Raw genomic sequence first — 24,067 nt, 5'->3', positions numbered from 1 at the left:
GCGTAGAACTCCACCTCATACTGAGCCCGGCCGTCGTCCCAGTCCAGGTGGGAGCGGACGAAGGTAACGCCGGAGGCAGTCAGGCCGGCATGGTCCAGAGCGATCTCCTTGGCCCGCTCCTCGCCGATATAGCTGGTGCTGGAGGTGTTGGCGGCGGTGGTGCTGGGGGTATAGTACTCGGCGTCGTAGTCGTAGCTGCGGATGTCGCCGGTGGTGGCGTCAATGTCGTAGTCGTACTCGGTGTTGTTGGCGTAGAACTCCACCTCATACTGAGCCCGGCCGTCGTCCCAGTCCAGGTGGGAGCGGACGAAGGTAACGCCGGAGGCGGTCAGGCCGGCGTGGTTCAGGGCGATCTCCTTGGCCCGCTCCTCGCCGATATAGTTGGTGCTGCCAGTGCTGGCGGTAGCCGTGGTGGGATTGCCGGCGCTGGCGGCAGCAGTGGCAGTAGTGCCGGTGGTAGTGGTGGTGCCGCCCTGGCTGGTGGCGGGGGGCGCGTAATACTCGGCGTCGTAGTCGTAGCTGCGGATGTCGCCGGTGATGGCGTCGATGTCGTAGTCGTACTCGGTATTGTTGGCGTAGAACTCCACCTCATACTGAGCCCGGCCGTCATCCCAGTCCAGGTAGGAGCGGACGAAGGTGACGCCGGAGGCGGTCAGGCCGGCGTGGTTCAGGGCGATCTCCTTGGCCCGCTCCTCACCGATATAGCTGGTGCTGGCCGTACTGGCGCCGGCGCTGAGGGTGGAGCTGCCGGAGCCGGTGCTGGTGGGGGCGGCGCTGATGTTGTTGATTTTGGGGCCGATGGCGGCCACGGCGGTGCCCACCAGGGCAACTGCGGCGACGGTGATCACACCGCCGACCAACATATCCTTCCATCTCTTGTGATTCGTACTCATGTTCATATCCTCCTTATAGGCTGTCTTTCATGATGAGAATTGGGTTGCTGGGGCGTTAACGGGGAGCGCAGGGTTCCTCGGAATTGCAAATGTGGTATTGGGTTCCTCTCTGTCCAGATAACGGGGAAGGCCGGCGTTTTATCGCAGGGGGTGAAAAAATTTTCTCGCCCCGTCCTCCGGGCCCTTCTGTCTAAATAACGGGGGAGGCCGGCGTTTTATCGCAAGGGGGTGAAAAATTTTTCGCCACAGCCGCCGGTCCTCTGCCGGCAATAAAATTTCCCGGCCGACAGTACAGGCTGCCGGCCGGGAGGTGGAAATCGGTTGGCCGCTGGGTGGAGTGCGCCAGGTGATGCTTGACGCAGCTCCTGTTACCGCTCTATAGGGGAAGAGGCGATACGCCGTCTGCCTGTCGGCCCCGCAAATCCTTCTCAAAGCAGATCAGGGTCTCCCGGATAAAGCCCTCGAAAAAGAACTCGGCGGACCCGGCCAGGCGGTAGCCCAGCTTGGGGTAGAAGGCGGCGGCGGGGGCGTTGCCCTCATAGGTGTCCAGACGCATGGCCTTGCAGCCCAGGCCCACGGCCAGGCCCTCGGCGTAGGCCACAAAGCGGCGGCCCAGCCCGCTTCTGGCGGCGTCGGGGTGGATGCACAGGGTGTGGATGACCAGGACCTCCCTGGGCTCAGCCGGGATGGTCCAGGGAATGGCGGCGTATTCGCCGGGCTGGACCTGGTTGAGGTTGGCGCAGCCCAGAACGCGGCCGTCCACCTCCTCTATGTACAGGGTGCCCTCCTGTAAGGCCTTCCCGGCGGTGGCCCGGCTGGGGTAGACCCCCCGCTGCCAGTTGGTCCAGTGATGGCCGGTGGCCTCCTCCAGGTCCAGAATGGCCTCGTAGACGGCGGACACCTGGTCCAGGTCCCCGGCGGCAGCTTTTCGGATCATAGGCTGTTCCCTCTCTCTTGTCAGAATTACCGGCAGGGCCGGCGGGAAAGGTATGGGCTGTCCCCAGTATACGAAAAATTTTTTCCAAACGCAAGGCCCCTGCGATAAAACGGAGGAATCAGGCGTTATCCCTACAGAAGATTTCCCGCTCCACCTTTCCATTTTTCCCTATCTGTGATATGATAGGGGAAAACGAGTGCTCCATCTAGTTAGAAATTGCAGTTTGGGCCCGGAGCAGGGTGGGCGCCTGAGAAGGCGTAAGATTCTGACTGGATGGAGCACCAGGAAGAACTGAGAGGAGGAAGACGGGTGTTTCTGTACGCAGCCATGGAGGGCCTGGCCCGGCGGGACCGCCCCGAGGGAAAGCTGGACGAGGGCCTGCTGCCCCGGGTGGGGCAGGGGGACACCTCGGCGCTGGAGGCTCTGTACGTCCAGACTGAGCGGGCGGTCTATGCCCTGGCCCTGTCCATTCTGCGGGACCCGGAGGAGGCCCAGGATGTGACCCAGGAGGTCTATCTCAAGGTCCGGGCCGCCGCGCATCTGTATGTGCCCCAAGGGAAGCCCCTGGCCTGGCTCTTTACCATCACAAAAAATCTCTGCCGGGATGTCCAGCGCACCCGGGGACGGACGGACCAGGCCCCCGAGGGCCTGGAGGACGACGCCCGCTTCTCCTATGTCTCCGACCCCACCGACCGGCTGGTGCTGGAGGCCGCCCTCAAGGCGCTGGGGGACGAGGAGCGGCAGGTGGTCCTCCTCCATGCCGTCTCCGGCCTGAAGCATCGGGAGATCGCGCAGGACCTGGGCCTGCCCCTGTCCACGGTGCTCTCCCGATACAACCGTGCCCTGAAAAAGCTCAAACGCTATCTCACCGAGGAGGGAATACGCCTGTGAACCAAAAAATTGAGCACTCGCTCCGCCGGGCGGTGGGGCAGCTCCCACGACCGGACTACCAGGCTGTGGCCCAGGCCCCGGTGCAGCGCATGGAGGTCCACGACTATGTGACCCGGCAGGAGATGGTGGTCCGCCCCTCCCGCCCCCGGCTCCTGGCCGCAGCCGTCCTGGCTGTGTGCGTCCTGGCCCTGTGCGTGGGACTGACAGTCTACTTCCAGTTTTTCCAAATCTACTCGGTGGTGGACCTGCGGGTGAACCCCGCCTTTGCCATCCAGCTCAACCGCCAGGACCAGGTTCGGGGGGTCCAGGCCCTCAACGACGACGCCGAACCCATTCTGGAGGGGCGCTCCTACAAGGGCTGGGCCCTGGAGGCGGTGGTGAGCGCTCTGGTGGACGACCTGATCGTGAACGGCTATCTGGACGCCGAGGGGGACAAGGTGGACGTGGCGGTCAACAGCCAGAGTGCCGAACACAGCCGGGAGCTGCGCAGCTATGTGGAGGGCCTTCTGGACCAGCGGCTGGCCGGTCTATCCAACACCGGGACGCAGGAGGACCCGGCCAACAGCACGCCGGCGCCGGAAGAGACCACGGCCGCCGTTCAGACGCCGGCCCCAGTTGTCACGCCGCCCCCCACCCCGGCGCCCGCGCCGCCGGCGGACCCCGTCCTGTCCTGGGGGGAGGACGGCCTGCTGACCCGGGAGGCGGTGGAGGCCATTGTCCAGGCCCGGACGCCCGGGGCCCAGCTCTCGGAGCTGAAACTGGACGAGGACGACGGACGGCTGATCTATGAGCTCAAGTACTGGGACAGCAGCTGGGTGGAGTACGAAATGGACCTGGACGCCTACACCGGCACGATTTTGAAGTGGGAGCGGGATTAGGGCTTGTTTGAAAAATGTCAACATGCCCAATCAGCGGGTCTTTTGCCCCCTGGACGGCGCAATTTTTCCTTGAAATCCGCCAGGATTCCTGCGAAAAAATTGCTTGCCAGCGGCTCAAAATCCCTCCCTGCCGGACACATCGCCAATTTTCAAACAAGCCCTAGTACTTGCCCTCTGAGACCGTTTGTGCTATGCTGATAAAAACGGCGCGGGACGCCTTGCCTGCCGCCGGGGCCTCAGGCCCCGGCGGCAGGTCTGTGCAGGGCTTTCCTGCGGCGGCAGAGAGGAACGAGAACGCATGATACATGAACTGCGGGCGGCCCTGGCGGGCCTTTCGGCCTTCCGGGGCCTGCGGGAGGAGGCCCTGATGGCCGAAGTCCATACCCTGCTGGACGCCCTGGCGGCGGGGCGTGGAGAGGACGCCCTGGACGCCTATACCGGCATTTTTTACGGACTTCGGCAGGAGGAAAAGCAGGGGCTGGGGGACTGGCTCCACGACCGGCTGCGGTACCGGGAGGCCCCCTACCCCGCCCTGGTGAGCCGGGGGGGCGAGGACCCGGCCCTGGAGTCCGCCGCCTGGCGGGATGTGGAGACCCTGCGGCAGCTGGCCGGGCTGGACTGTGACCGGCTCCTGACAGCCCTGGGCCGGGTCCTGCCGGAGGAGTTCCAGCCGGTGCTGGCCGGACTGCCTCGGTGGCGGAGCGGGGTTCCCTTCACCTTTGAGAGCCTCACCGGCTTCTACCGGCTCCACGGGGCGGGGCGCTTTGCCCAATACCGGGCCTTTTTGTGGGTGGACGGGACCCTGGTGCCGGTGGAGCGCCCGGACTGTCCCCAGGAGAAGGCGATGCTGGGCTACACCCGGCAGCGGGAGCAGGTCATCGCCAACACCCGGGCCTTTCTGGAGGGCAGCCGGGTCAACGACGTGCTCCTCTACGGCGACAGCGGCACCGGCAAGTCGGCCACGGTGAAGACCCTCCTGTCGGTGCCCGGCTTCCAGCGGCTCCGGCTCATCGAGGTGGAGAAGGAGGGGCTTCTGGACATGTCCGCCCTCATCCGAAGCCTGGCCGGACTGCCCCAGAAGTTTATCCTCTTCATTGACGATCTGGCCTTTGACCAGGATGACCGCACTTACTCCGCAGTGAAGACCATTCTGGAGGGGGGCCTGGAGCGGCGGCCGGACAACGTGGCCATTTACGCCACCTCCAACCGCCGGCTGCTGGTGCGGCAGACCTTCTTCGACCGGGAGGGGGATGAGGTGGACGCCCAGGAGACCATCCAGGAGAAGACCGCCCTCTCTGACCGCTTCGGCCTGCGGATTCCCTATCTGGCCCTGTCCAAGGGGGAGTTTCTGGACCTCGTCGACCGCATGGCGGCGCAGGCCGGGGTGGAGATGGACCTGGAGGAGCTCCGCCGCCGGGCCGTCAAGTGGGACATGCGGGTGCCGAACCGCACCCCGAGAGGGGCGCGGCAGTTTTTGGCCAGCCTGCAAATTTCGCCGTGATTGCCGGAAGCGGATGCTTGGGGCAGACCGGCGAAGCGAAATTTGCGCGGGAGAGGATGGACATGAAAAAAAGCCGTCACCACGATTACAATACTATCTGCTGCAGCTGCGGTTGTCTGCTTCTGCCTATACAAAGCATCGGAGAGTAAAGCCGTCTTTGCATCCGCAATTACATTTGGGACAACGGCATATCATTTTTTGATGCGGCTTGGGGTAGGTTTTATTTTTAACGCCACAATGAACAACAAAGCGGATTATAGAAGGCGATGGTATCAGAGCAGAAGCTTGGAGAAGAAGTGATACGAAAGATTGAAGGTGAAGCGTTGGAAGGGTATGCTGCCAACATATGCGCCCCACCTGTTTGATCACAAAAAACACCGTTGGGACGAGATTGCGCAGGCCTCATGCCAGGCTGAGCTTGTGCATGAAACCATCATATTGCTGAGTTTCGTTCCAATCGTCTTTTCCATATGGGCCGGTGCAATTATGGTATTCACCATAACCTCCGTACTTGCGGCTGCGTTTGATATGACCTTTGTGATCATACAGCGATATAACCGAACAAGGATTGTTGGACTGATGGAACGATAAATTCCCGTTGCGCAAAGGCCGTGGACCGGAGGCATTTCCTCCGGCCCACGGCCTGTTTTCGCGCCCTGCCCTCAGCCCGCCTTCCGGCGGCTGGAGCGCAGGGAGATGCTTCCCTGAAGCCGCTCTCCCCCGGTTCCCCGGTCCAGCTCCCGCAGCCGCCGCTTCAAGGCGGCCCCCACGGGCAGCAGCAGAAGGTCGAGAAAGAGGGGGTAGTAGAGGGACAGGAGCGCGATGTTGAGGTCAATCCCCAGCCCCGCCAGGTAGCTCCCATCCAGGTTGTGCATCATCTGAATCAGGTTGGCCAGCAGGCCCAGGCCCCCGGCCAGCAGGGCGGCGGCGGACACCACCTTCCAGGCCCCAAGGCTCTCCCGGGCTTGGGAGGCGGTGAGGGGGTTCTCCCGCTGAAAGGTGGTGCGGAAAGCCCGGCCGAAGGCCCGGAGGGAGCCGGTCCCCAGGAGGGCCAGAACGCAGACCGCCAGCAGCCAGGCCAGGGTGGCATAGTCCAGCAGGCCCGTGAGCCTGTAGAACTCCAGGGCGGTGCCCGAGGAGGAGATGGACACCACAGCCCCCAGGGCGGCCAGAACCACACATCCCAGCAGATACAACGTGTAACGCATAAAAAGTCCTTCCTTTCCCTTTGGTTTTCAGAAGCCGGTGCGCTTGTTCGCACACAGCAAGGGCATGGATGCCTCTCATAAAAATATCGGCTCAAAATTCCAAATATTAAGGCAGGTTCCCCAGCGCAAAGCAATTTTTCCGGCAGAGACCCCCGGAGCGCCGGCCAAAAGGCCGGCGCTCCGGGGGTCTCTCTCTTTAGGGCTTGTTTGAAACATGGCAACATGCCCAACCGGCGGGTCTTTTGCCCCCTGGACGGCGCAATTTTTCCTTGAAATCCGCCAGGATTCCTGCGAAAAAATTGCTTGCCAGCGGCCCAAAATCCCTCGCTGCTGGACACATCGCCAATTTTCAAACAAGCCCTAGGGGCGCGGATTTCCGGGGCTTCCGGTCAGCCGTCCACCACCTCGCCGGTGAGGACCTGGGAGGCCGAGACGGTGAGTTCCCCATTCCGGCAGTCCACCGTCAGGGTGTCGCCGCTCTCCACCTCGCCGGCGATGATCTTCCGGCTGATGAGGGTCTCCACCGTGTGCTGGAGGTAGCGGCGCAGGGGCCGGGCGCCGTAGATGGGGTCGTAGGCGCTCTCGATGACGTGGCTCTTGGCCGCGTCGGTGAGGCGGACGGTGAGCTGCTTGTCGGCCAGCCGCTTATTGAGCTCCCCCACCATCAGGCCGATGATGTGGGTGATGTTGTCCCGGGTCAGAGGCTTGTAGAAGACAATCTCGTCCAGGCGGTTGAGGAACTCGGGCCGGAAGGAGTGCTTGAGCAGGTCGCTGACCTGATCCCGGGCCTCCTGGCTGATCTCCCCGTCGGGGCCGATGCCCTCCAGCAGGAACTGGGAGCCCAGGTTGGAGGTGAGGATGATAATGGTGTTCTTAAAATCCACCGTCCGGCCTTGACTATCTGTAATACGGCCGTCATCCAATACCTGGAGTAGTATATTGAACACGTCGGGGTGGGCCTTTTCCACCTCGTCGAAGAGGACCACGGAGTAGGGCTGCCGCCGGACGGCCTCGGTGAGCTGGCCGCCCTCCTCATAGCCCACATACCCCGGAGGGGCGCCGATGAGCCGGGAGACGGAGAACTTCTCCATGTACTCCGACATGTCGATGCGGACCAGGTTTTTCTCGCTGTCGAAGAGGGCCTCGGCCAAGGTCTTGGCCAGCTCGGTCTTGCCCACGCCGGTGGGGCCCAGGAAGAGGAAGGAGCCGATGGGCTTGTTGGGGTCTGCGATGCCGGCCCGGCTTCTCAGAATGGCCTCGGATACCAGCCGGACCGCCTCGTCCTGGCCCACCACCCGCTGGTGGAGGATGTCCTCCAGGTGGAGGAGCTTCTCCCGCTCTCCCTCCATGAGCTTGCTCACGGGGATGCCGGTCCAGCGCTGGATGATCCGGGCGATCTCCTCCTCGGTGACCTTATCCCGGAGCAGGGAGCGCTCCTTGCCCTCCTGGGCGATCTGCTCCTCGGTCTCCAGGGCCTTCTGGAGCTCAGGAATCCGGCCGTACTGGAGCTCGGCGGCCTTGTTCAGGTCGTACTCCCGCTGGGCCGTCTCCAGCTCGGCGTTGGCCTGCTCCAGGTCCTCCCGGAGCTTCTGGACCTTGCCGATGGCGTTCTTCTCGTTCTCCCACTGGGCCTTTTTGGCGTTGAACTCGTCCCGCATCTCGGCCAGCTCTTTCTGGATTTCGCCCAGGTGCTCCTGGGAGAGCTTGTCGGTCTCCTTTTTCAGGGCGGCCTCCTCGATCTGGTGCTGGATGATCTTCCGCTGGATGACATCCAGCTCGGTGGGCATGGAGTCGATTTCGGTGCGGATCATGGCGCAGGCCTCATCCACCAGGTCGATGGCCTTGTCGGGGAGGAAGCGGTCAGTGATATAGCGGTTGGAGAGGGTGGCGGCGGCGATGATGGCCCCGTCGGTGATCTTCACGCCGTGGAAGACCTCGTAGCGCTCCTTGAGGCCCCGGAGAATGGCGATGGTGTCCTCCACGCTGGGTTCGTTGACCATGACGGGCTGGAAGCGGCGCTCCAGGGCGGCGTCCTTTTCGATATACTGGCGGTATTCGTTAAGGGTGGTGGCGCCGATGCAGTGGAGCTCACCCCGGGCCAGCATGGGCTTTAAGAGGTTGCCGGCGTCCATGGCCCCCTCGGTCTTGCCGGCCCCCACAATGGTGTGGAGCTCATCGATAAAGAGGAGGATGCGCCCCTCGGACTTCTTGACCTCGTTGAGGACGGCCTTGAGCCGCTCCTCGAACTCGCCCCGGTACTTGGCCCCGGCGATGAGGGCGCCCATGTCCAGGGCGAAGATGGTCTTGTCCTTCAGGGAGTTGGGGACGTCCCCCTTGACAATCCGCTGGGCCAGGCCCTCGGCGATGGCGGTCTTGCCCACACCGGGCTCACCGATGAGGACGGGGTTGTTTTTGCTCTTGCGGCTGAGGATGCGGATGACGTTGCGGATCTCGTCGTCCCGGCCGATGACGGGGTCCAGCTTGTTCTGCCGGGCCCGCTCCACCAGGTCGGCGCCGTACTTTTTCAGGGCGTCGTAGGTCTCCTCCGGGTTGTCGGAGGTCACCCGCTGGTTGCCCCGGACGGCGGTGAGGGCCTGGAGGATGCCCTCACGGGTGATGTTGTAGGTGCGGAAGAGGTCCTTGAGGTCCCGGCCGGCGGTGTCCACCAGGGCCAGGAGGAGGTGTTCCACGGAGACGTACTCGTCCTTCATGGAGGCGGCGGTGGACTCGGCGGCGTTCAGGGCCTTGTCCACGCCGGGGGCGATGTAGATTTTGCCCGCCTCCCGGCCCCCGCTGACGGTGACCCGGGGCAGGTCCTCCACCTCCTTGCGGACGGCGGCCTCGAAGCTGGGCACGGTGATGCCCATATGCGTCAGGAGCTGGGGAATGAGGCCGTTCTCCTGCTGGAGGAGGGCGTAGAGCAGGTGGGCCTGCTCAATCTGCTGGTTGCCGTACTCCTGGGCGATGGTCTGGGCGGACTGGACCGCCTCCAGAGATTTTTGGGTGAATTTGTTCATGTTCATGAATCGTCACATCCTTTCGGGTGTTTTCTTCTTTTCATTGTGGTCCCTTCCCAAAAGATAATCTGTCGTGACATGGTAGTAGTCAGCAAGGGTTACCAGATGGGGAAGGGGGATATCTCGCTTTCCGGTTTCATAGGTGCTGTAAACGCGCTGGTCAATTCCCAGCAGCGCGGCCACCTTGGCCTGGGTCAAATCATGATCTTCGCGGAGACTGCGCAATCGCGGCAGGTACATACTGACCACCTCGACCGCATTATAATCTACCATCAAATAATAGTATTGACTTTACTATCGAATGATAGTAGAATTTTAGGGTGAGGTGATTTTTATGGAAAAGGGTTACAAGTGGATTGTGGACGCCAAGGTCTGCGGGACCTGTGCCAGCTACCGCCAGCACTACAGTCTCCAGCGGTCCGGGAGCTTTTACCCCCTCTGGTACGGACACTGTCATGTGCCCCGCTGGGGGAAGCACCCCCGGCCTGATGAGACCTGTCCCCACTGGACGGACCAGGAGCAGGACCCGGCCCCGCCTGCCGGGGGCTGACACCATCTGGGTCCGGCGTCCCGCCTCCTTCTTGGCTCCCCCTTCGGGGGAGCCAAGAAGGAGGCGGCGGGTCGCCGCTTAGACACAAGAGGAGCCGGTCAGCCCCTGCCGACCGGCTCCCCCTCCGCGCTTACTCAATGGCGATGCGCTTGGCCTCGGGCACCACAGGCACCACCTTGGGCAGGCTCAGCTCCAGCACACCGTTGTTGTAGGAGGCGGTGATGTGCTCCTCGTCCACGCCGGTGACGTCAAAGGACCGGGTGAAAGAGCCATACCGGCGCTCCCGGCGGATATACTGGCCCTTGCCGTCCTTCTCGCCCTGGTCCTCGCTGTGCTGGGCGGAGATGGTGAGAATGCCGTCCTTCAAGTCCAGCTTAATGTCCTCCTTCTGGAAGCCGGGCAGCTCCGCCTCGAGAATGTAGCGGTCGCCCGCGTCCCGGATGTCGGTCCGAAAGTCCGGCAGGCTGGCGTTGCTGTTGCCGAAGAACTTGCGCTCGAAGCTGTCAAACAGGTCGAAAAAATTGTCGTTGCCGCGCTCAAAAGGAATCATGCCAAACATAAATAAGGGCTCCTTTCCAAATTTCAGGTGTCTTCTGAATTAGCAGTCAAATTATAATTGTGCTAGAATCTGCGGTGTTTCAAGGATACCATCCTCTTTCCGAAGCGGACCTCCCTGGTGGAACCCCGCCTCTCCTCTGTTTTCTGGGTCTAGTATAAGCCTTTTTTATGAACAAATATACAGGAAAATATGTCTGAATTGTAAATGTTAGCACTCCAATTAAACGAGTGCTAACATCCTGGACTGTATTTTTGCGCGGCCACCCCGCCCGGGCGTGATGGGAAAGGGGGCGCGGGGGACGGTGACACCGATCAGCAGCGGAAAGCCGGCGGGCCTCCAGAGGGAGGCCCGCCGGCTCGTTCGCGGGCGGTTGACAGTGCTTCTTGCGCCGTGCGCCGCCCCTCATGGCACCGGCCCGGGGGAGTCCGGGTCCTCCGGGGGGTCGGGCAGGTGCTTCCGAAAGGCCCGCTCCATCAGCAGGGACCAAAACAGCGCCGTCAGGCAGGGGGTCACCAGGATGGGGACCAGCAGCAGCTCGTTGGCCAGGAAGGCCGCTCCGGCCGCCGCCAGAATGAGTATGGTAGAGGGGAGATGGGCCAGGGAGAACTGTAGTGAGGTCCACAGGAGCCCCCTCAGGGAAAAGGTGAAGCGGGAGAGGAGGGGGAACATCCAGCAGAAGGTCCCGGCGGGTACGATCAGGGCCGCAGAGCCCGCCGCTGCGGCCAGGACGCCGGCTCCGCCCGCCGGCACAATCCGCCAGAGCACGTCCAGGGCCCAGACTTGAAGGGCCAGCAGTCCGCCCCACAGCACCGTGGCCAGGGTGGCGGTGGGCAGTTCCGCCCGGAAGGTGTGCAGATACCGCCGCCAGGCGCCCGACGTGCCCGTGCGGACGCACCGCACGGCGGCGTCGTAGAGGGCCGCCGTAGCCGCCCCCAGGGTGAGGAGGGGCAGAGAGGTAAGGAGCCACAGCAGGCTCAGGACCAGCACATCTGTCAGGGCGGACATCCACCGCCAGAACAGGGCCTCCGGGTCAAACAGCCGGCGCCACATGGCTTACACCGGCGCCGGCCCCCGGCGGGCGGGATCTGCGGTCCGCCGGGGCGGCTTCCAAAACCAAGCGTGCATGGGCAGGGTCTCCTTTCCGGGGTGGATGACGCCGGGGCTCAGAGCTCCGGCAGGGAGGCGGCGGCGGCGGACTGCCCCACACGGCGGAACTTCTCGTCGGGCAGGGAGGGGCGGATGGCGGCGGCGATCTCTGGGTACTCCTCCCCCAGGACCTCCTGGCAGGTGGAGAGGATCAGATCCCCCCCCTTGCCGGACATGACCCGGCCCAGGAGCAGCACATGCCTATAGTGGTAGAGGTCGAAGTACAGGGCCAGGGCGTGGGCCAGATAGACGCCGATGGACTGGTAGACGGCCGCCGCCCGGGGGTCCCCGTCCTCCATCAGGCCCTGGATCACCTTCAGCTTCTCCGCCGGGGAGAGGGCGTCCTCCAGGGCAATGCCGGCGGCGGGGGCCAGCTTGATGACCGCGTCCTGGGAGAAGTACTTCACCCCGCAGCCGATGTCCCCCGACCACTCGTCCGCCATGGCCCTGGGGGAGGCGTCCACGGGGACGAAGGCCAGTTCGTTGAGCCAGCCGGTGATGTTGCCCTGCTCGTCCACATAGCCCACGGCCTCGCTGGTGCCCATGGCGATGCCCAGGACGTTGTTGTCCTCCAGACTCATGGCCCCGGCCAGGGCGGTGACGTCGCCGTCGTTGGCCACCGCCAGGGGCACGTCCCCGATTTCCCGGGCGGCCCGGATGTAGATGTCCTTCCCCTTCTCCTGGAAGAGGTCCTTGGGGACGCTCAGGAAGAGGGAGGCAACCATGGTGCGGTTGTCGATGTAGATGCCGGCGGAGGACACGCCGATGGCGTCCACCCGGGGCAGGTGGGCGGCGGCGGACTTCAGGGCCTCCACGATGCCCTGGAAGTGGTAGCTGGGGTCCTGGGCCGTCTTGGGGAACCAGACCACCTCCTCGGAGAAGACGCTCTTGCCGTCGATGACGGCGGAGACCTTCCGGTCGGAGCCGCCGGCGTCGAAGCCGATGCGGCAGCCCTCCAGATGCCGGCCGATGGCTTGGGGGGCGCTCTTCTCCGGGGGGAGGACCTGGCAGGAGACCACCTGGAAGGGCTGCTCGTAGACCCCAGCCATAAATTCGGCGTCAAAGGCCCGGGTCCCCCCGGGGGCGTAGGCCGCCTTCAGGTCCTGAAAGACCTCCTCGTCCCCCCGGACGTAGACCTTGAAGCCCCCCTTCATCCACAGGAGGGTCTTGACCAGCCGGTCCACATAGTAGCGGTCGGCCTGGGCGAATTCCGGCGTGCCGTGGATGCTGGTCTCGCAGACGGCGATCTGACCGCCGGAGCGCTCCACCGCGATCCCCAGGGGCTGGCGGGCGTCCCGCAGAAAGGCGCGGTTGAACAGATACAGAGGGGTATAGTCCGGGTCCAGGGCGGGAACATGCCGGGGCGTGACTTGAATTCCATAGCAATCCATGGGAATACCTCCATCGTTCCCCTGTGCCGGAAACGCCGGCTTTGGGTTTTGATGGTATCATAACACGGAACGCGGGATTTGTCACCCCTTATAAAGAATTTTATTTTCAAAAATAATCTTTTGTTGAAAAAGACTTTCACGGATGATAAAATAGAGGCGCTAAGACCGGCAGGCAGGTCCAGCGCCGCCCTTCGCCCCTGGAGCAAAGGCCCTGCGGCTGCCGGCGGCGGATGATGAAAGGGAGGATTTTCCAAATGGAGAAGGAAACCAAACATCTGCTTCAGGAGAGCCGGAGCTGGGTGCAGGACCAGCTAAAGGGCAGCATTGCCTTTTGGCTGAAGCACGGCATGGACCCGGTCCACGGGGGGGTGTATACCTGCCTGGACCGGACGGGCCGGATTTATTCCACCGACAAGAGCGTATGGATGCAGGGCCGCTGCGCCTGGACCTTCGCCCATCTCTGCGCGGTGTACGGGCCGCAGGAGGCGTGGCTGGCCGCCAGCAAGAGCTGTCTGGATTTCATGGAGGCCCACTGCATCAACCGGGCGGCGGGAAACCGGATGTACTTCACCGTCACCGGGGACGGCAGGCCCCTGCGCCAGCGGCGCTACTGCTTCTCCGAGGGCTTTTACGCCATCGCCAACGCGGAATATTACGGCGTCACCGGCGAGCGGGCCTGTTTGGAGCGGGCCCGGGCCGCCTATGAGCTCATCTGGGGACTCAACCAGGGCCTGATCCAGGACCCCACCGGCCTGGGGCCGAAGACCATACCGGAGACCCGCTCCGGCCGGGCCCTGGCAAACCCGATGATCTATCTGAACATCACCTCAGTGCTCCGGAGGGTGGACCCGGAGCGGGAGGCCCTCTACAACCAGCGCTCGGCCCAGTGCGTGGAGGAGATCTTCCGCTATCACTACAAGCCGGAGCTGGGCTGCACCCTGGAGAGCGTGGGCCCCGACGGGGCGTTCCGGGACCAGGTCTCCGAGGGGCGGGTGGTGAACCCGGGCCACGATATCGAGTGCGCCTGGTTCCTGATGGAGGACGCAAACCGCAAGGGGGACCAGGCGCAGTACGACACCGCCGTGAAGATCTTCGACCAGGCCATCCAGGCCGGCTGGGATCAGGAGTACGGCGGGCTGCTCTACCTCATGGACTGCCTGGGCCGGCCCCCGGAGGCCTATGAGCACGACATGAAGCTGTGGTGGCCCCACAATGAGACCCTGATCGCCAGCATGATGATCTACCGGGACACCGGCAGGGAGGAATATCTGGAATGGTTCCGCAAGACCCTGAACTACTGCAAGACGTATTTCGCCGACCCGGAGTACGGCGAGTGGTACGGCTATCTCCGCCGGGACGGCAAGCCCACCATGCCCCCGGCCAAGGGCTCCACCTTCAAGGGGCCCTTCCACCTGCCCCGGATGCTCATGCTGGTGGACGCCATGATCGGAGAGATTTTGGCCCGCGCCTGACCGTGGGCCGGGCAGAAAGCGAGGTGAGGGAATGCAGCCCATCGCGGGGAATGTCTTCCAAAAAATCAGCAGTGAATATTACCAGCTCACCGCCTCGGAGAAAAAGGTGGCCGACTTTGTCATCGCCAACCAGCGCAACACCCAGTTTATGTCCATCTCCGAACTGGCGGAGGAATGCGATGTGGCGGAGGCCACGGTCTCCCGCTTCTGCCGCAGGCTGGGCTATAAAGGGTATAACGCCTTCAAGCTGGCGGTGGCCAACTCCACAGCCCGCCAGGTGGGGGAGCCCCCTCTGAGCGGGGAGCCCTCCCCGGAGGACAGCGTCCAGGAGATGTGTCAAAAGCTCTACGGCAACGACATCGAGGCCCTGGCCCAGACCCTGGCCCTGGTCCGGCCGGAGCAGGTAGCCGCAGCCGGGGAGATCCTGGGGACGGCGGGCCGGGTGCTGTGCATGGGACAGGGGGGCTCCATGATCATGGCGATGGAGGCGGCCCATCTCTTCTCCACCGCCTACCCCAGCTTTCAGCCGGTGTACGACTCCCACCTCCAGACCATCGCCGCAGCCACGCTGACCCCCCGGGACGCCGTGCTCTTTTTCTCCTATTCCGGCTCCACCCGAGAGCTGATGGACCTTCTGGAAGTGGTGCGGGAGCAGGGGGCCAGGATCATCCTGGTGACCCACTTTCCCAAGTCCCCCGCCGCCGCCTTTGCCGACGTCATTCTCCAGTGCGGCGCCAACGAGGGGCCTCTTCAGCTGGGCTCGGTGGCGGCCCGAATCGCCCAGCTCTTTGTCATCGACGTGCTCTTCGCGGAGGTCTGCCGCCGGGGAGGGGGGGAGGCCCGCGGCGCCCGGGAGCGGGTGGCCGGGGCCCTGTCCGCCAAGCACATCTGACCGCGCGGGGGCACAGGAAGGATTTTTTGAAAAAAATATCAAAATAGACCATGACATGAAAAAAATTTTCTAAATCCTATTGACAACTTTTATAAAGTTCAGTACAATGCAGGTAAACATTCTGGCAGAAATGCTCATGCCAGAAAATGAAGGAGGGTACATACACCATGAAAAAGTTTCTTGCGCTTCTCCTGAGCATGTCCATGGTCTTTGCCCTGGCCGCCTGCGGCGGCGGCAGCACCGAGACCCCCGCCCCGGAGGGGTCCGCTCCTGCGGATGGCGGTTCGGGGGACGCCGAAGTCACCCGGATCACACTCTGGACCTACCCCATCGGCCAGTGGGGCGGCACCGACCCCCAACTGGACACCATCATCGCGGCCTTCAACGAGGCCCATCCCGAGATTGAGGTCAGCTATGAGCTGCTGGACTACACCAACGGCGACACCCAGGTGACCTCGGCCATCGCCGCCTCCAACACCCCCGACATCATCATGGAGGGCCCGGAGCGTCTGGTCTCCAACTGGGGGGCCAACGGCCTGATGGTGGACCTGTCCGACCTGTGGGCGGACACCGAGTCCGACATCGCCGCCACCAGCCAGGCAGTGGTCAGCGCCTGCATGGGCGCCGACGGAAATTACTATGAGTACCCCCTGTGCATGACCACCCACTGTATGGCCATCAACTACGAGGTCTTCGAGCAGGCCGGGGCCCTTCAGTACATCGACGAGGAGACCCGCACCTGGACCACCGACGGCTTTGTGGCCGCCATGGAGGCCGTGGCCGCCTCCGGCCTGGTGTCCACCCCCGCCATCGTCTACTGCGGCGGCCAGGGCGGCGACCAGGGGACCCGGGCGCTGGTGAACAACCTCTACTCCGGAACCTATACCAACGCCGACCACACCGCCTACACCGCCAACAGCCCCGAGAACGTGGAGGCCCTGACCCTGCTCCAGACCTTGGTCAACGACGGCACCATCAGCGCCAGCGCCAGCTTCCAGGCCAGCGATGAGCTCCAGGCCTTCGCCAACCAGACCTGCGCCGTCACCTTCGCCTGGAACGCCTCCAACAAGGCCGCCTATGCCTCTCAGGCCGCCTTCACCCCCTTCGCCATGGCCTTCCCCTCCGACGACGGCGTGCCCGAGCTGTGCGGCGGCATCTGGGGCTTCGGCATCTTTGACAACGGCGACGCCGCCAAGATCGAGGCCGCCAAAACCTTCATTCAGTTCGTCTGCGACGACGCCGTCCAGGGCCCCGAGAGCGTCCGGCTCACCGGCTTCTTCCCCGTCCGCAGCTCCTTCGGCGACGTGTACGCCGGCACCGACCAGGCCGAGCAGATGTCCGAGTTCCAGTCCCTGATGCCCTACCTGGGAGACTACTACAACGTCACCGGCGGCTGGACGGAGCAGCGCACCGAGTGGTTTAACATGCTCCAGCGCATCCTGATCAGCGGCGGCGATCCTCAGACCGAGGCCGACGCCTTCGTGGAGGCCAGCAACGCCAATATCTGACCCTTTTCCGGCAGCAGCGCCCGCTCCCTTTGCAGAGAGGGGGCGGGCGCGCCCATCTGTCAGCCGCCGCCGGCGCGGCGGCGATCTGAAAAAGAGGGGGAATCCAAGTGGCACAAGCGCCCGCCGCGGCAAAGCCCGCGAAAAAGGGGAGGCGGTCCGAATTTTCCGGCATGAGCCGGGCCCTGGTCCGCCGGGAGACCATCTCCGCCTACCTGTTCCTGCTGCCCAGCCTCATCTTCTTTGTGGGGTTTGTCCTGGTGCCCATGGGCATCTGCGTGGTCTACAGCTTTCTGGACATGGGCATCAACACCTCCGGCACCACCTTCGCCGGCTTTCAGAACTACATCGAAATGGCCGGAGACAAGGTGTTCTGGCAGTCCCTGCGCAATACGGTCGTTATTGTGGTAGTGGCCGTCCCCGCCGTCACGGCCTTCTCTCTGTGGGTGGGCTCCGCCATCTACCCCATGCACGCGGCCTGGCGCTCCTTCTTCCGCTGCGTGTTCTATCTGCCGGTGGTCACCGGCACGGTGGCCGTCACGGTGGTGTGGAAGTGGATCTTCAACCCCTTCACCGGTCTGCTCAACAAGATTCTGCACACCGGCACCCTGGACTGGCTGGGCAATGAGAAAACCGCCATCTGGTGCATCATCCTCATCCTGTTCACCACCTCCATCGGCCAGCCCATTGTCCTCTATGTGGCCGCCCTGGGCAATGTGGACAAGTCCCTCATCGAGGCCGCCCAGGTGGACGGCGCCACCAAGCTCCAGGTGTTCTGGAAGATCAAGTGGCCCCAGATTATGCCCACCACTCTCTATGTGCTGGTCATCACCACCATCAACTCCTTCCAGTGCTTTGCCCTCATCCAGCTGCTGACCTCGGGCGGGCCCAACGGCTCCACCAGCACCCTGATGTACTACATCTTCGACGTGGCCTATAAATATCAGCGCTTCGGATACGCCAACGCCATGGGCGTCATCCTGGCCCTGATCATCGCGGCTTTCTCCGCGCTCCAGTTCAAGGCCGCCAAGACCGGAAACGAATAGGAGGGCGGCAGTATGGATCACACATTGAGCAGCGGACGCTCCACCGGGTACAAGGTCTTTGTCATCGTTATCCTGGTTCTGCTGGCCATTTTCTTCATCTTCCCGCTGTACTGGATCATCACCGGCTCCTTTAAGACGGCGGCGGACATCAACGCCCAGGTCCCCCAGTGGTTCCCCCTGGAGCCCACCCTGGACAACTATACCCGGCTCTTCGCCCGGCCGGCGGTCCGCTGGCTGCTGAACACCGTCGTCATCGCCGTGGCCGCCATGTTTCTCACCTGCCTGACCGCCTCCCTGGCCGGCTACGCTCTGGCCAAAAAGCGATTCTATGGCCGGAAGCTTCTCTTCACCCTTCTGGTCTGCGCCATGGCCCTGCCCAAACAGGTCATTGTCATCCCCCTGCTCCAGGAGATGTCCAACATCCCCTTCTATGACTTCAACTACGGGGAGTGGGCCACCATGCACGACACCCTCCTGGCCGTCATCCTGCCCACAGTGGGCTGGCCCTTCGGCGTCTTCCTGATGAAGCAGTTCTCCGAGACCATCCCCACGGAAATCCTGGAGGCCGCCCGGGTGGACGGAGCCGGGGAGATCCGCACCTTCGCCACCATCGTCTTCCCCATGATCAAGCCCGGCGTGGGGGCCCTGGCCATTTTCACCTTTGTCAACACCTGGAACGACTACTTCCTCCAGCTCATCATGCTCACCAGCGAGGAGAGCTGGACCATCTCCCTGGGCATTGCCCGGCTCCAGGGGGAAATGGCCAGCGACTTCGGCCTCATCATGGCCGGCGCCAGTCTGGCCGCCATCCCCATTGTGGCTATTTTCCTCCTCTTCCAGAAATACTTCACCCAGGGGATCACCATGGGCGCTGTGAAGGGGTGAGGGTATGATCTGTGCAAGCTGCCGCGACGCCCTGTCCTACCGGGGCATCCACCCCAGCCTGGACCTGGCCCTGGAGCACATCACCCCCGCGTTCCTGGACGCACTGGAGGACAACGTCCGGGCGGTCCTCCTGGGGGATCAGGTCTACTGCACCCGTTTTACCTATGAGACCATCCCCCTGGAGGCGAGCTTCTTTGAGGCCCACCGCCGGTACCTGGACATTCACCTGATGCTCCGGGGGGAGGAGGCCGTGGCGGTGGCCCGCCCGGAGGACCTGACCCTATTTGAGGCCAGGGAGCAGGACGACTTCTACGCCTTTTGGGGCCAGGCCCGGCACACCCTGGTGCTGCGGCCCGGGGACTTTCTGGCGGTCTTTCCTGAGGACGCGCACCGCATCAAGGTCCAGGTGAACGGGCCCCGGACCGTCAGCAAGGCGGTGTTTAAGGTCTGTCTCTGCCCCTGAGGGGCCGCCCCGCCGGCGGGCGCAGACACGCCGGGGAATCTTGAATCTTGGAGATGGATTATGAAAGAATGCAGCAAATATCAGGGGATTATCCCCGCTTTCTACGCCTGCTATGACGGATCCGGCGCCATTGCCCCCGCCGCCGTCCGGGCCCTGACGGAGCATTTGCTCCAAAAGGGCGTCAAGGGCGTCTATGTGGGCGGCTCCTCCGGCGAGTGCATCTACCAGAGCGTGGAGGAGCGCAAGCTGGTCCTGGAGAACGTCATGGCCGTGGCCAGGGGCAGGCTCACCGTCATTGCCCATGTGGCCTGCAACAACACCCGCGACAGCCGGGAGCTGGCCGCCCACGCCGAGGCCCAGGGGGTGGACGCTATCGCCGCCATCCCGCCCATCTACTTCCACCTGCCGGAGCACGCCATTGCCCGCTACTGGAACGATATCTCGGACGCCGCCCCTCACACCGACTTTTTCATCTACAATATTCCGCAGCTGGCCGGCGTGGCCCTGACCCTGCCGCTGCTCCGGGAGATGCAGAAAAATCCCCGGGTTATCGGCGTGAAGAACTCCTCCATGCCGGTCCAGGACATTCAGATGTTCCGGGACGAGGGGGCCGCCGTCCTGAACGGCCCCGATGAGCAGCTCCTTTCGGGCCTGGCCGCCGGGGCCATCGGCGGCATCGGCGGCACCTATGGGGCCATGCCGGAGCTCTACCTGCAAATCTGGGCCCTCTTCCATAGGGGCCGGATGGAGGAGGCCCGGGAGGTCCAGAACGTGGCCTGCCGCATCATCTACAAGATGTGCTCTGCCCAGGGCAATATGTACGCCGTCATCAAGGAGGTCCTGCGCCTGCAAGGGGGGCCGGACTGCGGCGGCGTCCGCCTGCCCCTGGCCCCTCTGACCCAGGCCGACCGGCAGGTGGCGGAGGAGAGCGCCGCCATGATCGCCGCCGCCGTCGCCAAATATTGCTGAGAGGAGCGTTCCCATGCGCATTTACGAGTGTGCGGACTACCACGCCATGAGCCGCCGGGCGGCCAACCTGATCTCTGCCCAGGTGATCCTACAGCCCGACTGCGTCCTGGGCCTGGCCACCGGCGCTACCCCCGTGGGCCTCTACGACCAGCTGGTAGAGTGGTACCGGAAGGGGGACCTGAGCTTCGCCGAGACCCGCACCGTCAACCTGGACGAGTATCTGGGCCTGGCCCCCACCCACAGGCAAAGCTACCGCTATTTCATGCAGAAGCATCTCTTTGACCACATCGACATCAAGCTGGAGAACACCCATGTGCTCAACGGCCTGGCCCCCGACCCCCAGGCGGAGTGCGCCGCCTACAACCGGCTCATCCGGGACCTGGGAGGCATCGACCTGCAGCTGCTGGGCATGGGCCACAACGGCCACATCGCCTTCAATGAGCCCAGCGACAACTTCGGGCTGGAGACCCATGTGGTCAACCTGTCCGAGAGCACCATCGACGCCAACCAGCGCTTTTTTGCCAGCCGGGAGGAGGTCCCCCGCCAGGCCCTGAGTATGGGCATCAAAAATATCATGCACGCCCGGCGCATCCTGGTGGTGGTGGGCGGCGCGGACAAGGCGGACATGGTGTGCAAGGCGTTCACCGGCCCGGTGACCAGCCAGGTCCCCGCCTCGGTCCTCCAGCTCCACCCCGACGTGACGCTGGTGGGGGACAGGGCCGCCCTCTCCCGGCTCAAAGAGGCAGGTGTTTCCGTATGCGGATAACCGGCGGACTGGTTTTCGACCTGGAGCAGGGGTTCCTCCCCCGGGATGTGTGCTTTGAAGGGCCCCTCCTGGAGGGGGCCAGCGCCGATGGCCGGACCTACGACGCCTCCGGCTGCTATGTGATTCCAGGCCTTACCGACCTGCATTTCCACGGCTGCATGGGGGCGGACTTTTCCGACGCCTCCCCGGAGGGGCTCCAGGTCATGGCCGATTATGAGCTCCGGCGGGGCGTCACCCAGATCTGCCCGGCGGGCATGACCCTGGGGGAGGAGCAGCTCACCCGGATCTGTGAGAATGCCGCCGCCCACAGGGCCAAGGACCCCGGCGGGGCGGAGCTGGTGGGAGTCAACCTGGAGGGGCCCTTTCTGAGCAGGGCCAAGAAGGGGGCCCAGAACGCCGCCTTCCTCCACGACCCGGATCCGGCCATGCTCCACCGCCTCCAGCAGGCGGCGCAGGGCATGGTGAAGCTGGTCACCCTGGCCCCCGAGCAGCCGGGTGCGCTGGAGCTGATCCAGGGGGCCCGGCGGGACGGGGTCACTGTCAGCCTGGGCCACACCACAGCCGGCTATGACACCGCCTGCGCCGCCTATCAGGCGGGGGCGCGGCAGGCCACCCACCTGTTTAACGCCATGCCCCCCTTCACCCACCGGGCCCCCGGCGTGGTGGGTGCGGCCTTTGACCATCCCCAGGTCAGGGTGGAGCTCATCTCCGACGGCGTCCACATCCACCCGTCGGTGGTCCGGGCGGTCTTCCGGCTCTTTGGGGCGGACCGGGTGATCCTCATCTCGGACTCCCTGCGGGCCACCGGAATGCCGGACGGCCGCTACCCCTTCGGGGGCCAGGAGATTGAGGTCTGCGGCAACCGGGCCACCATGGCCGGCGACCCCGACACCCTGGCCGGCTCGGTGTCCGACCTGATGGGCTGTCTGAAGTATGCGGCGTCCTTCGGCATCCCCCTGGCCGACGCGGTGCGGGCCGCAGCGGTCAACCCGGCCCAGGTGCTGGGGATTTTCCCCCGGGCGGGCAGCCTGGATCCTGGAAAGACGGCCAATCTGGTCCTGCTGGACCAGAATCTGGAGCTCAAAGACATCTTCTTCCGCGGCCGGCTGGTGGACCGCGGCGCGTAACCCCCGCAATCTCAGGCCCTCTGTCCCTACTCCATTTCCATAGGGCGGAGGAGCGGTCAAAAAGGAGGAATTCCCCCGCCAGGCCGGCGGTGCGGCAGTGTGGAGACCTGTCGTAAGGCCCCGGGTCGGAAAAGGCCCGGCGGCGAGGACTCCGCGCGGAGGCGCCGGGTCCACGGCCCGCATGATGTCCACTGTTTCCCTTAGGAAGATCAAAAAGGTCTACGACAATGCAGTCACAGCGGTCCACGACTTCAACCTGGAGATCGCGGACAAGGAATTTATCGTCCTGGTCGGGCCCTCGGGCTGTGGAAAGTCCACGACCCTGCGCATGGTGGCCGGCCTGGAGGAGATCAGCGAGGGCGAGCTTTATATTGACGGCAGGCTGGTCAACGACGTGGAACCCAAGGACCGGGACATCGCCATGGTCTTTCAGAGCTATGCCCTCTACCCCCACATGACCGTTCGGGAGAACATGGAGTTCCCCCTGAAGCTAAAGAAGGTGCCCAAGGAGGAGATGAACCGCCGGGTCAAAGAGGCGGCGGAAATCCTGGGCATCACCCAGTATCTGGACCGCAAGCCCAAGGCCCTTTCCGGTGGCCAGCGGCAGCGGGTGGCCATCGGCCGGGCCATTGTCCGGGAGCCGAAGGTCCTGCTGATGGATGAGCCCCTCAGCAACCTGGACGCCAAGCTCCGCAACCAGATGCGGGCGGAGATCATCAAGCTCCGGCAGCGCATCGACACCACCTTTATCTATGTGACCCACGACCAGACTGAGGCCATGACCCTGGGGGACCGGATTGTCATTATGAAGGACGGCTTTATCCAGCAGATCGGCACCCCCCAGCAGGTCTTCAACCACCCCAAAAACCTCTTTGTGGCGGGCTTCATCGGCACGCCGCAGATGAACTTCTTCCAGGCCCAGCTGGTCCAGGAGGGGGAGGGGCGCTATCACGCCCAGGTCCACAGGGTCAATATGCCCCTGGACGGAGAGATTCAGGCGGAACTGGCCCGGGCCGGGGCCAAGTCCAAGGAGGTGATTCTGGGCATTCGGCCCGAGCACATCCACTTCACCAGCCAGACGGCGGGGGAGGGGGTGCTGGAGGGGACGGTGGAAGTCTCCGAAATGATGGGCAGCGAGTATTACCTCCATGTCACCTGCGGCGGGCAGGACGTGGTCCTGCGGATTCCCACCTCCTCCCTCCCGCCGGAGCTCCGGGGCGGCATTACCTACGGCACAAAGCTGTGCTTCACCTTCCGCCCGGAGGCCGTCCACCTCTTTGACCGGGAGAGCGAGAACAACCTGATTTGAGGGGCTGACAGCCCCCCTGCGGCGGGGGCAAGGACTCCCTTTGGGGTCCGGCATCCCGCCGGAGCGGATTTGTGGCTCCCGCCGCAGGGTCAAGGCCCGTTTCTTTTTCCACAGAAAAAGAAACGGGCCTTGACCCTGCGGCAGAACAAATTTCGCTTCGATCCGTCTCCCTGCGGGGGACATCCGCTCCACTCCATTTGTTCTTCCTCTCCCCACAAAAGCTGCGCTTTTGCGGGGCCCCCGAAGGGGCCGGTCTTCGGAGCCGTTTGTGGACATATACGGCGGCTGACATCTTTCGTATGAGTATGGAGACCCCTTCCGGACGTTACGGCCTGAGATTGTCTTGTGCCGGCCTGGGTGGTCTAGGGCTTGTTTGAAACATGTCAACATGCCCAACCGGCGGGTCTTTTGCCCCCTGGACGGCGCAATTTTTCCTTGAAATCCGCCAGGATTCCTGCGAAAAAATTGCTTGCCAGCGGCCAAAATCCCTCGCTGCTGGACACGTTGCTATTTTTCAAACAAGCCCTAGGGCTTGTTTGAAAAATAAAAGTTGCACAAAAGGAGCAAATATGCGAAACTAAAAGCTATGAAACGCTATGAATTAACAACAGAACAATGGGAGCGAGTCAAACCACTTCTGCCACCGGAAGAAACAGGGAAGC

The 24,067-nt window shown here is 63.6% G+C and carries 23 protein-coding genes; 15 read left to right on the top strand and 8 right to left on the bottom strand.

Annotation, left to right across the window (positions count from 1 at the left end):
• Both Q0K09_RS05845 and Q0K09_RS05840 read right to left on the bottom strand, forming a co-directional pair.
• A partial coding sequence (locus tag Q0K09_RS05845; protein WP_294474108.1) for a PepSY domain-containing protein occupies nt 1-893 on the bottom strand: 893 nt, incomplete at its 3' end.
• 376 nt (nt 894-1,269) lie between these two features.
• The gene (locus tag Q0K09_RS05840) at nt 1,270-1,830 is read right to left on the bottom strand and encodes a GNAT family N-acetyltransferase (RefSeq protein ID WP_294474105.1); all 561 of its coding nucleotides are present in this window, start codon (nt 1,828-1,830) and stop codon (nt 1,270-1,272) included.
• 309 nt (nt 1,831-2,139) lie between these two features.
• Between Q0K09_RS05840 and Q0K09_RS05835 the strand changes: the two genes are divergently transcribed.
• The 4 genes from Q0K09_RS05835 (at nt 2,140) to Q0K09_RS10760 (ending at nt 5,691) form a co-directional block, all read left to right on the top strand.
• Complete coding sequence (locus Q0K09_RS05835) at nt 2,140-2,721, top strand: RNA polymerase sigma factor (RefSeq protein WP_294474101.1); 582 nt, start codon at nt 2,140-2,142, stop codon at nt 2,719-2,721.
• Nucleotides 2,718-3,599, top strand: coding sequence for a PepSY domain-containing protein (locus tag Q0K09_RS05830; RefSeq protein WP_294474099.1), 882 nt, complete (start codon nt 2,718-2,720; stop codon nt 3,597-3,599). Before Q0K09_RS05835 ends, Q0K09_RS05830 begins: the two co-directional genes overlap by 4 nt.
• A gap of 298 nt (nt 3,600-3,897) precedes the next feature.
• Nucleotides 3,898-5,100, top strand: coding sequence for a DUF815 domain-containing protein (locus tag Q0K09_RS05825; RefSeq protein WP_294474096.1), 1,203 nt, complete (start codon nt 3,898-3,900; stop codon nt 5,098-5,100).
• A 309-nt stretch (nt 5,101-5,409) separates the two neighbouring features.
• A complete protein-coding gene (locus tag Q0K09_RS10760) occupies nt 5,410-5,691 on the top strand; it encodes a hypothetical protein (protein ID WP_365931591.1) in 282 nt (93 codons plus the stop codon).
• A gap of 71 nt (nt 5,692-5,762) precedes the next feature.
• On the opposite strand, the gene Q0K09_RS05820 is transcribed toward Q0K09_RS10760, so the two are convergent.
• The 3 genes from Q0K09_RS05820 to Q0K09_RS05810 all read right to left on the bottom strand — a co-directional run bounded on the left by Q0K09_RS05820 (nt 5,763) and on the right by Q0K09_RS05810 (nt 9,565).
• Nucleotides 5,763-6,308: a hypothetical protein gene (locus Q0K09_RS05820; protein ID WP_294474093.1), complete on the bottom strand. Its 546-nt coding sequence runs from the start codon at nt 6,306-6,308 to the stop codon at nt 5,763-5,765.
• A 389-nt stretch (nt 6,309-6,697) separates the two neighbouring features.
• Nucleotides 6,698-9,331 carry an ATP-dependent chaperone ClpB gene (gene clpB / locus Q0K09_RS05815; protein ID WP_294474089.1) on the bottom strand — a complete coding sequence of 878 codons (2,634 nt, stop codon included), beginning with the start codon at nt 9,329-9,331 and terminating at the stop codon, nt 6,698-6,700.
• 6 nt (nt 9,332-9,337) lie between these two features.
• The gene (locus Q0K09_RS05810; protein WP_294474086.1) at nt 9,338-9,565 is read right to left on the bottom strand and encodes a helix-turn-helix transcriptional regulator; all 228 of its coding nucleotides are present in this window, start codon (nt 9,563-9,565) and stop codon (nt 9,338-9,340) included.
• Between the two features lie 94 nt (nt 9,566-9,659).
• On the opposite strand from Q0K09_RS05810, the gene Q0K09_RS05805 reads away from it, so the two are divergent.
• Nucleotides 9,660-9,875, top strand: a complete 216-nt coding sequence (locus Q0K09_RS05805) for a hypothetical protein (RefSeq protein WP_294474082.1) — start codon at nt 9,660-9,662, stop codon at nt 9,873-9,875.
• 130 nt (nt 9,876-10,005) lie between these two features.
• On the opposite strand, the gene Q0K09_RS05800 is transcribed toward Q0K09_RS05805, so the two are convergent.
• The 3 genes from Q0K09_RS05800 to Q0K09_RS05790 all read right to left on the bottom strand — a co-directional run bounded on the left by Q0K09_RS05800 (nt 10,006) and on the right by Q0K09_RS05790 (nt 12,971).
• Complete coding sequence (locus Q0K09_RS05800) at nt 10,006-10,434, bottom strand: Hsp20/alpha crystallin family protein (protein ID WP_294474077.1); 429 nt, start codon at nt 10,432-10,434, stop codon at nt 10,006-10,008.
• A gap of 402 nt (nt 10,435-10,836) precedes the next feature.
• Nucleotides 10,837-11,484: a DUF624 domain-containing protein gene (locus Q0K09_RS05795; RefSeq protein WP_294474075.1), complete on the bottom strand. Its 648-nt coding sequence runs from the start codon at nt 11,482-11,484 to the stop codon at nt 10,837-10,839.
• A 113-nt stretch (nt 11,485-11,597) separates the two neighbouring features.
• On the bottom strand, nt 11,598-12,971 hold the full coding sequence (locus Q0K09_RS05790; RefSeq protein WP_294474072.1) for an ROK family protein: 1,374 nt from the start codon (nt 12,969-12,971) through the stop codon (nt 11,598-11,600).
• A 254-nt stretch (nt 12,972-13,225) separates the two neighbouring features.
• Here Q0K09_RS05790 and Q0K09_RS05785 point away from each other — a divergent pair, with 254 nt between their 5' ends.
• The 10 genes from Q0K09_RS05785 to ugpC all read left to right on the top strand — a co-directional run bounded on the left by Q0K09_RS05785 (nt 13,226) and on the right by ugpC (nt 23,405).
• Nucleotides 13,226-14,443, top strand: coding sequence for an AGE family epimerase/isomerase (locus tag Q0K09_RS05785; protein ID WP_294474070.1), 1,218 nt, complete (start codon nt 13,226-13,228; stop codon nt 14,441-14,443).
• A gap of 31 nt (nt 14,444-14,474) precedes the next feature.
• On the top strand, nt 14,475-15,335 hold the full coding sequence (locus tag Q0K09_RS05780; protein ID WP_294474068.1) for a MurR/RpiR family transcriptional regulator: 861 nt from the start codon (nt 14,475-14,477) through the stop codon (nt 15,333-15,335).
• A 167-nt stretch (nt 15,336-15,502) separates the two neighbouring features.
• The gene (locus tag Q0K09_RS05775) at nt 15,503-16,843 is read left to right on the top strand and encodes an ABC transporter substrate-binding protein (RefSeq protein ID WP_294474067.1); all 1,341 of its coding nucleotides are present in this window, start codon (nt 15,503-15,505) and stop codon (nt 16,841-16,843) included.
• A gap of 170 nt (nt 16,844-17,013) precedes the next feature.
• Complete coding sequence (locus Q0K09_RS05770; protein WP_294474113.1) at nt 17,014-17,886, top strand: sugar ABC transporter permease; 873 nt, start codon at nt 17,014-17,016, stop codon at nt 17,884-17,886.
• Between the two features lie 12 nt (nt 17,887-17,898).
• Nucleotides 17,899-18,771, top strand: a complete 873-nt coding sequence (locus Q0K09_RS05765; protein WP_294474063.1) for a carbohydrate ABC transporter permease — start codon at nt 17,899-17,901, stop codon at nt 18,769-18,771.
• A 4-nt stretch (nt 18,772-18,775) separates the two neighbouring features.
• Nucleotides 18,776-19,234 (top strand): YhcH/YjgK/YiaL family protein, encoded by a 459-nt coding sequence (locus Q0K09_RS05760; protein ID WP_294474060.1) that lies wholly within the window; start codon nt 18,776-18,778, stop codon nt 19,232-19,234.
• Nucleotides 19,235-19,294: 60 nt separating this feature from the next.
• Complete coding sequence (locus Q0K09_RS05755) at nt 19,295-20,203, top strand: dihydrodipicolinate synthase family protein (RefSeq protein ID WP_294474057.1); 909 nt, start codon at nt 19,295-19,297, stop codon at nt 20,201-20,203.
• Between the two features lie 13 nt (nt 20,204-20,216).
• Nucleotides 20,217-20,969 carry a glucosamine-6-phosphate deaminase gene (nagB, locus tag Q0K09_RS05750; RefSeq protein ID WP_294474054.1) on the top strand — a complete coding sequence of 251 codons (753 nt, stop codon included), beginning with the start codon at nt 20,217-20,219 and terminating at the stop codon, nt 20,967-20,969.
• Nucleotides 20,960-22,096 carry an N-acetylglucosamine-6-phosphate deacetylase gene (gene nagA / locus Q0K09_RS05745; RefSeq protein ID WP_294474052.1) on the top strand — a complete coding sequence of 379 codons (1,137 nt, stop codon included), beginning with the start codon at nt 20,960-20,962 and terminating at the stop codon, nt 22,094-22,096. The genes nagB and nagA overlap by 10 nt, the downstream gene beginning before the upstream one ends.
• 184 nt (nt 22,097-22,280) lie before the next feature.
• Entirely contained in the window at nt 22,281-23,405 is a 1,125-nt protein-coding gene (gene ugpC, locus Q0K09_RS05740; RefSeq protein ID WP_294474111.1) for a sn-glycerol-3-phosphate ABC transporter ATP-binding protein UgpC, read from the top strand.
• Nucleotides 23,406-24,067: the final 662 nt, after the last annotated feature.

It is taken from the genome of uncultured Intestinimonas sp., assembly GCF_944387725.1.
Classification (GTDB): domain Bacteria; phylum Bacillota; class Clostridia; order Oscillospirales; family Oscillospiraceae; genus Intestinimonas.
The sequence above is the reverse complement of the archived record's forward strand: the minus strand, read 5'-3'. Positions and strand labels throughout refer to the sequence as shown.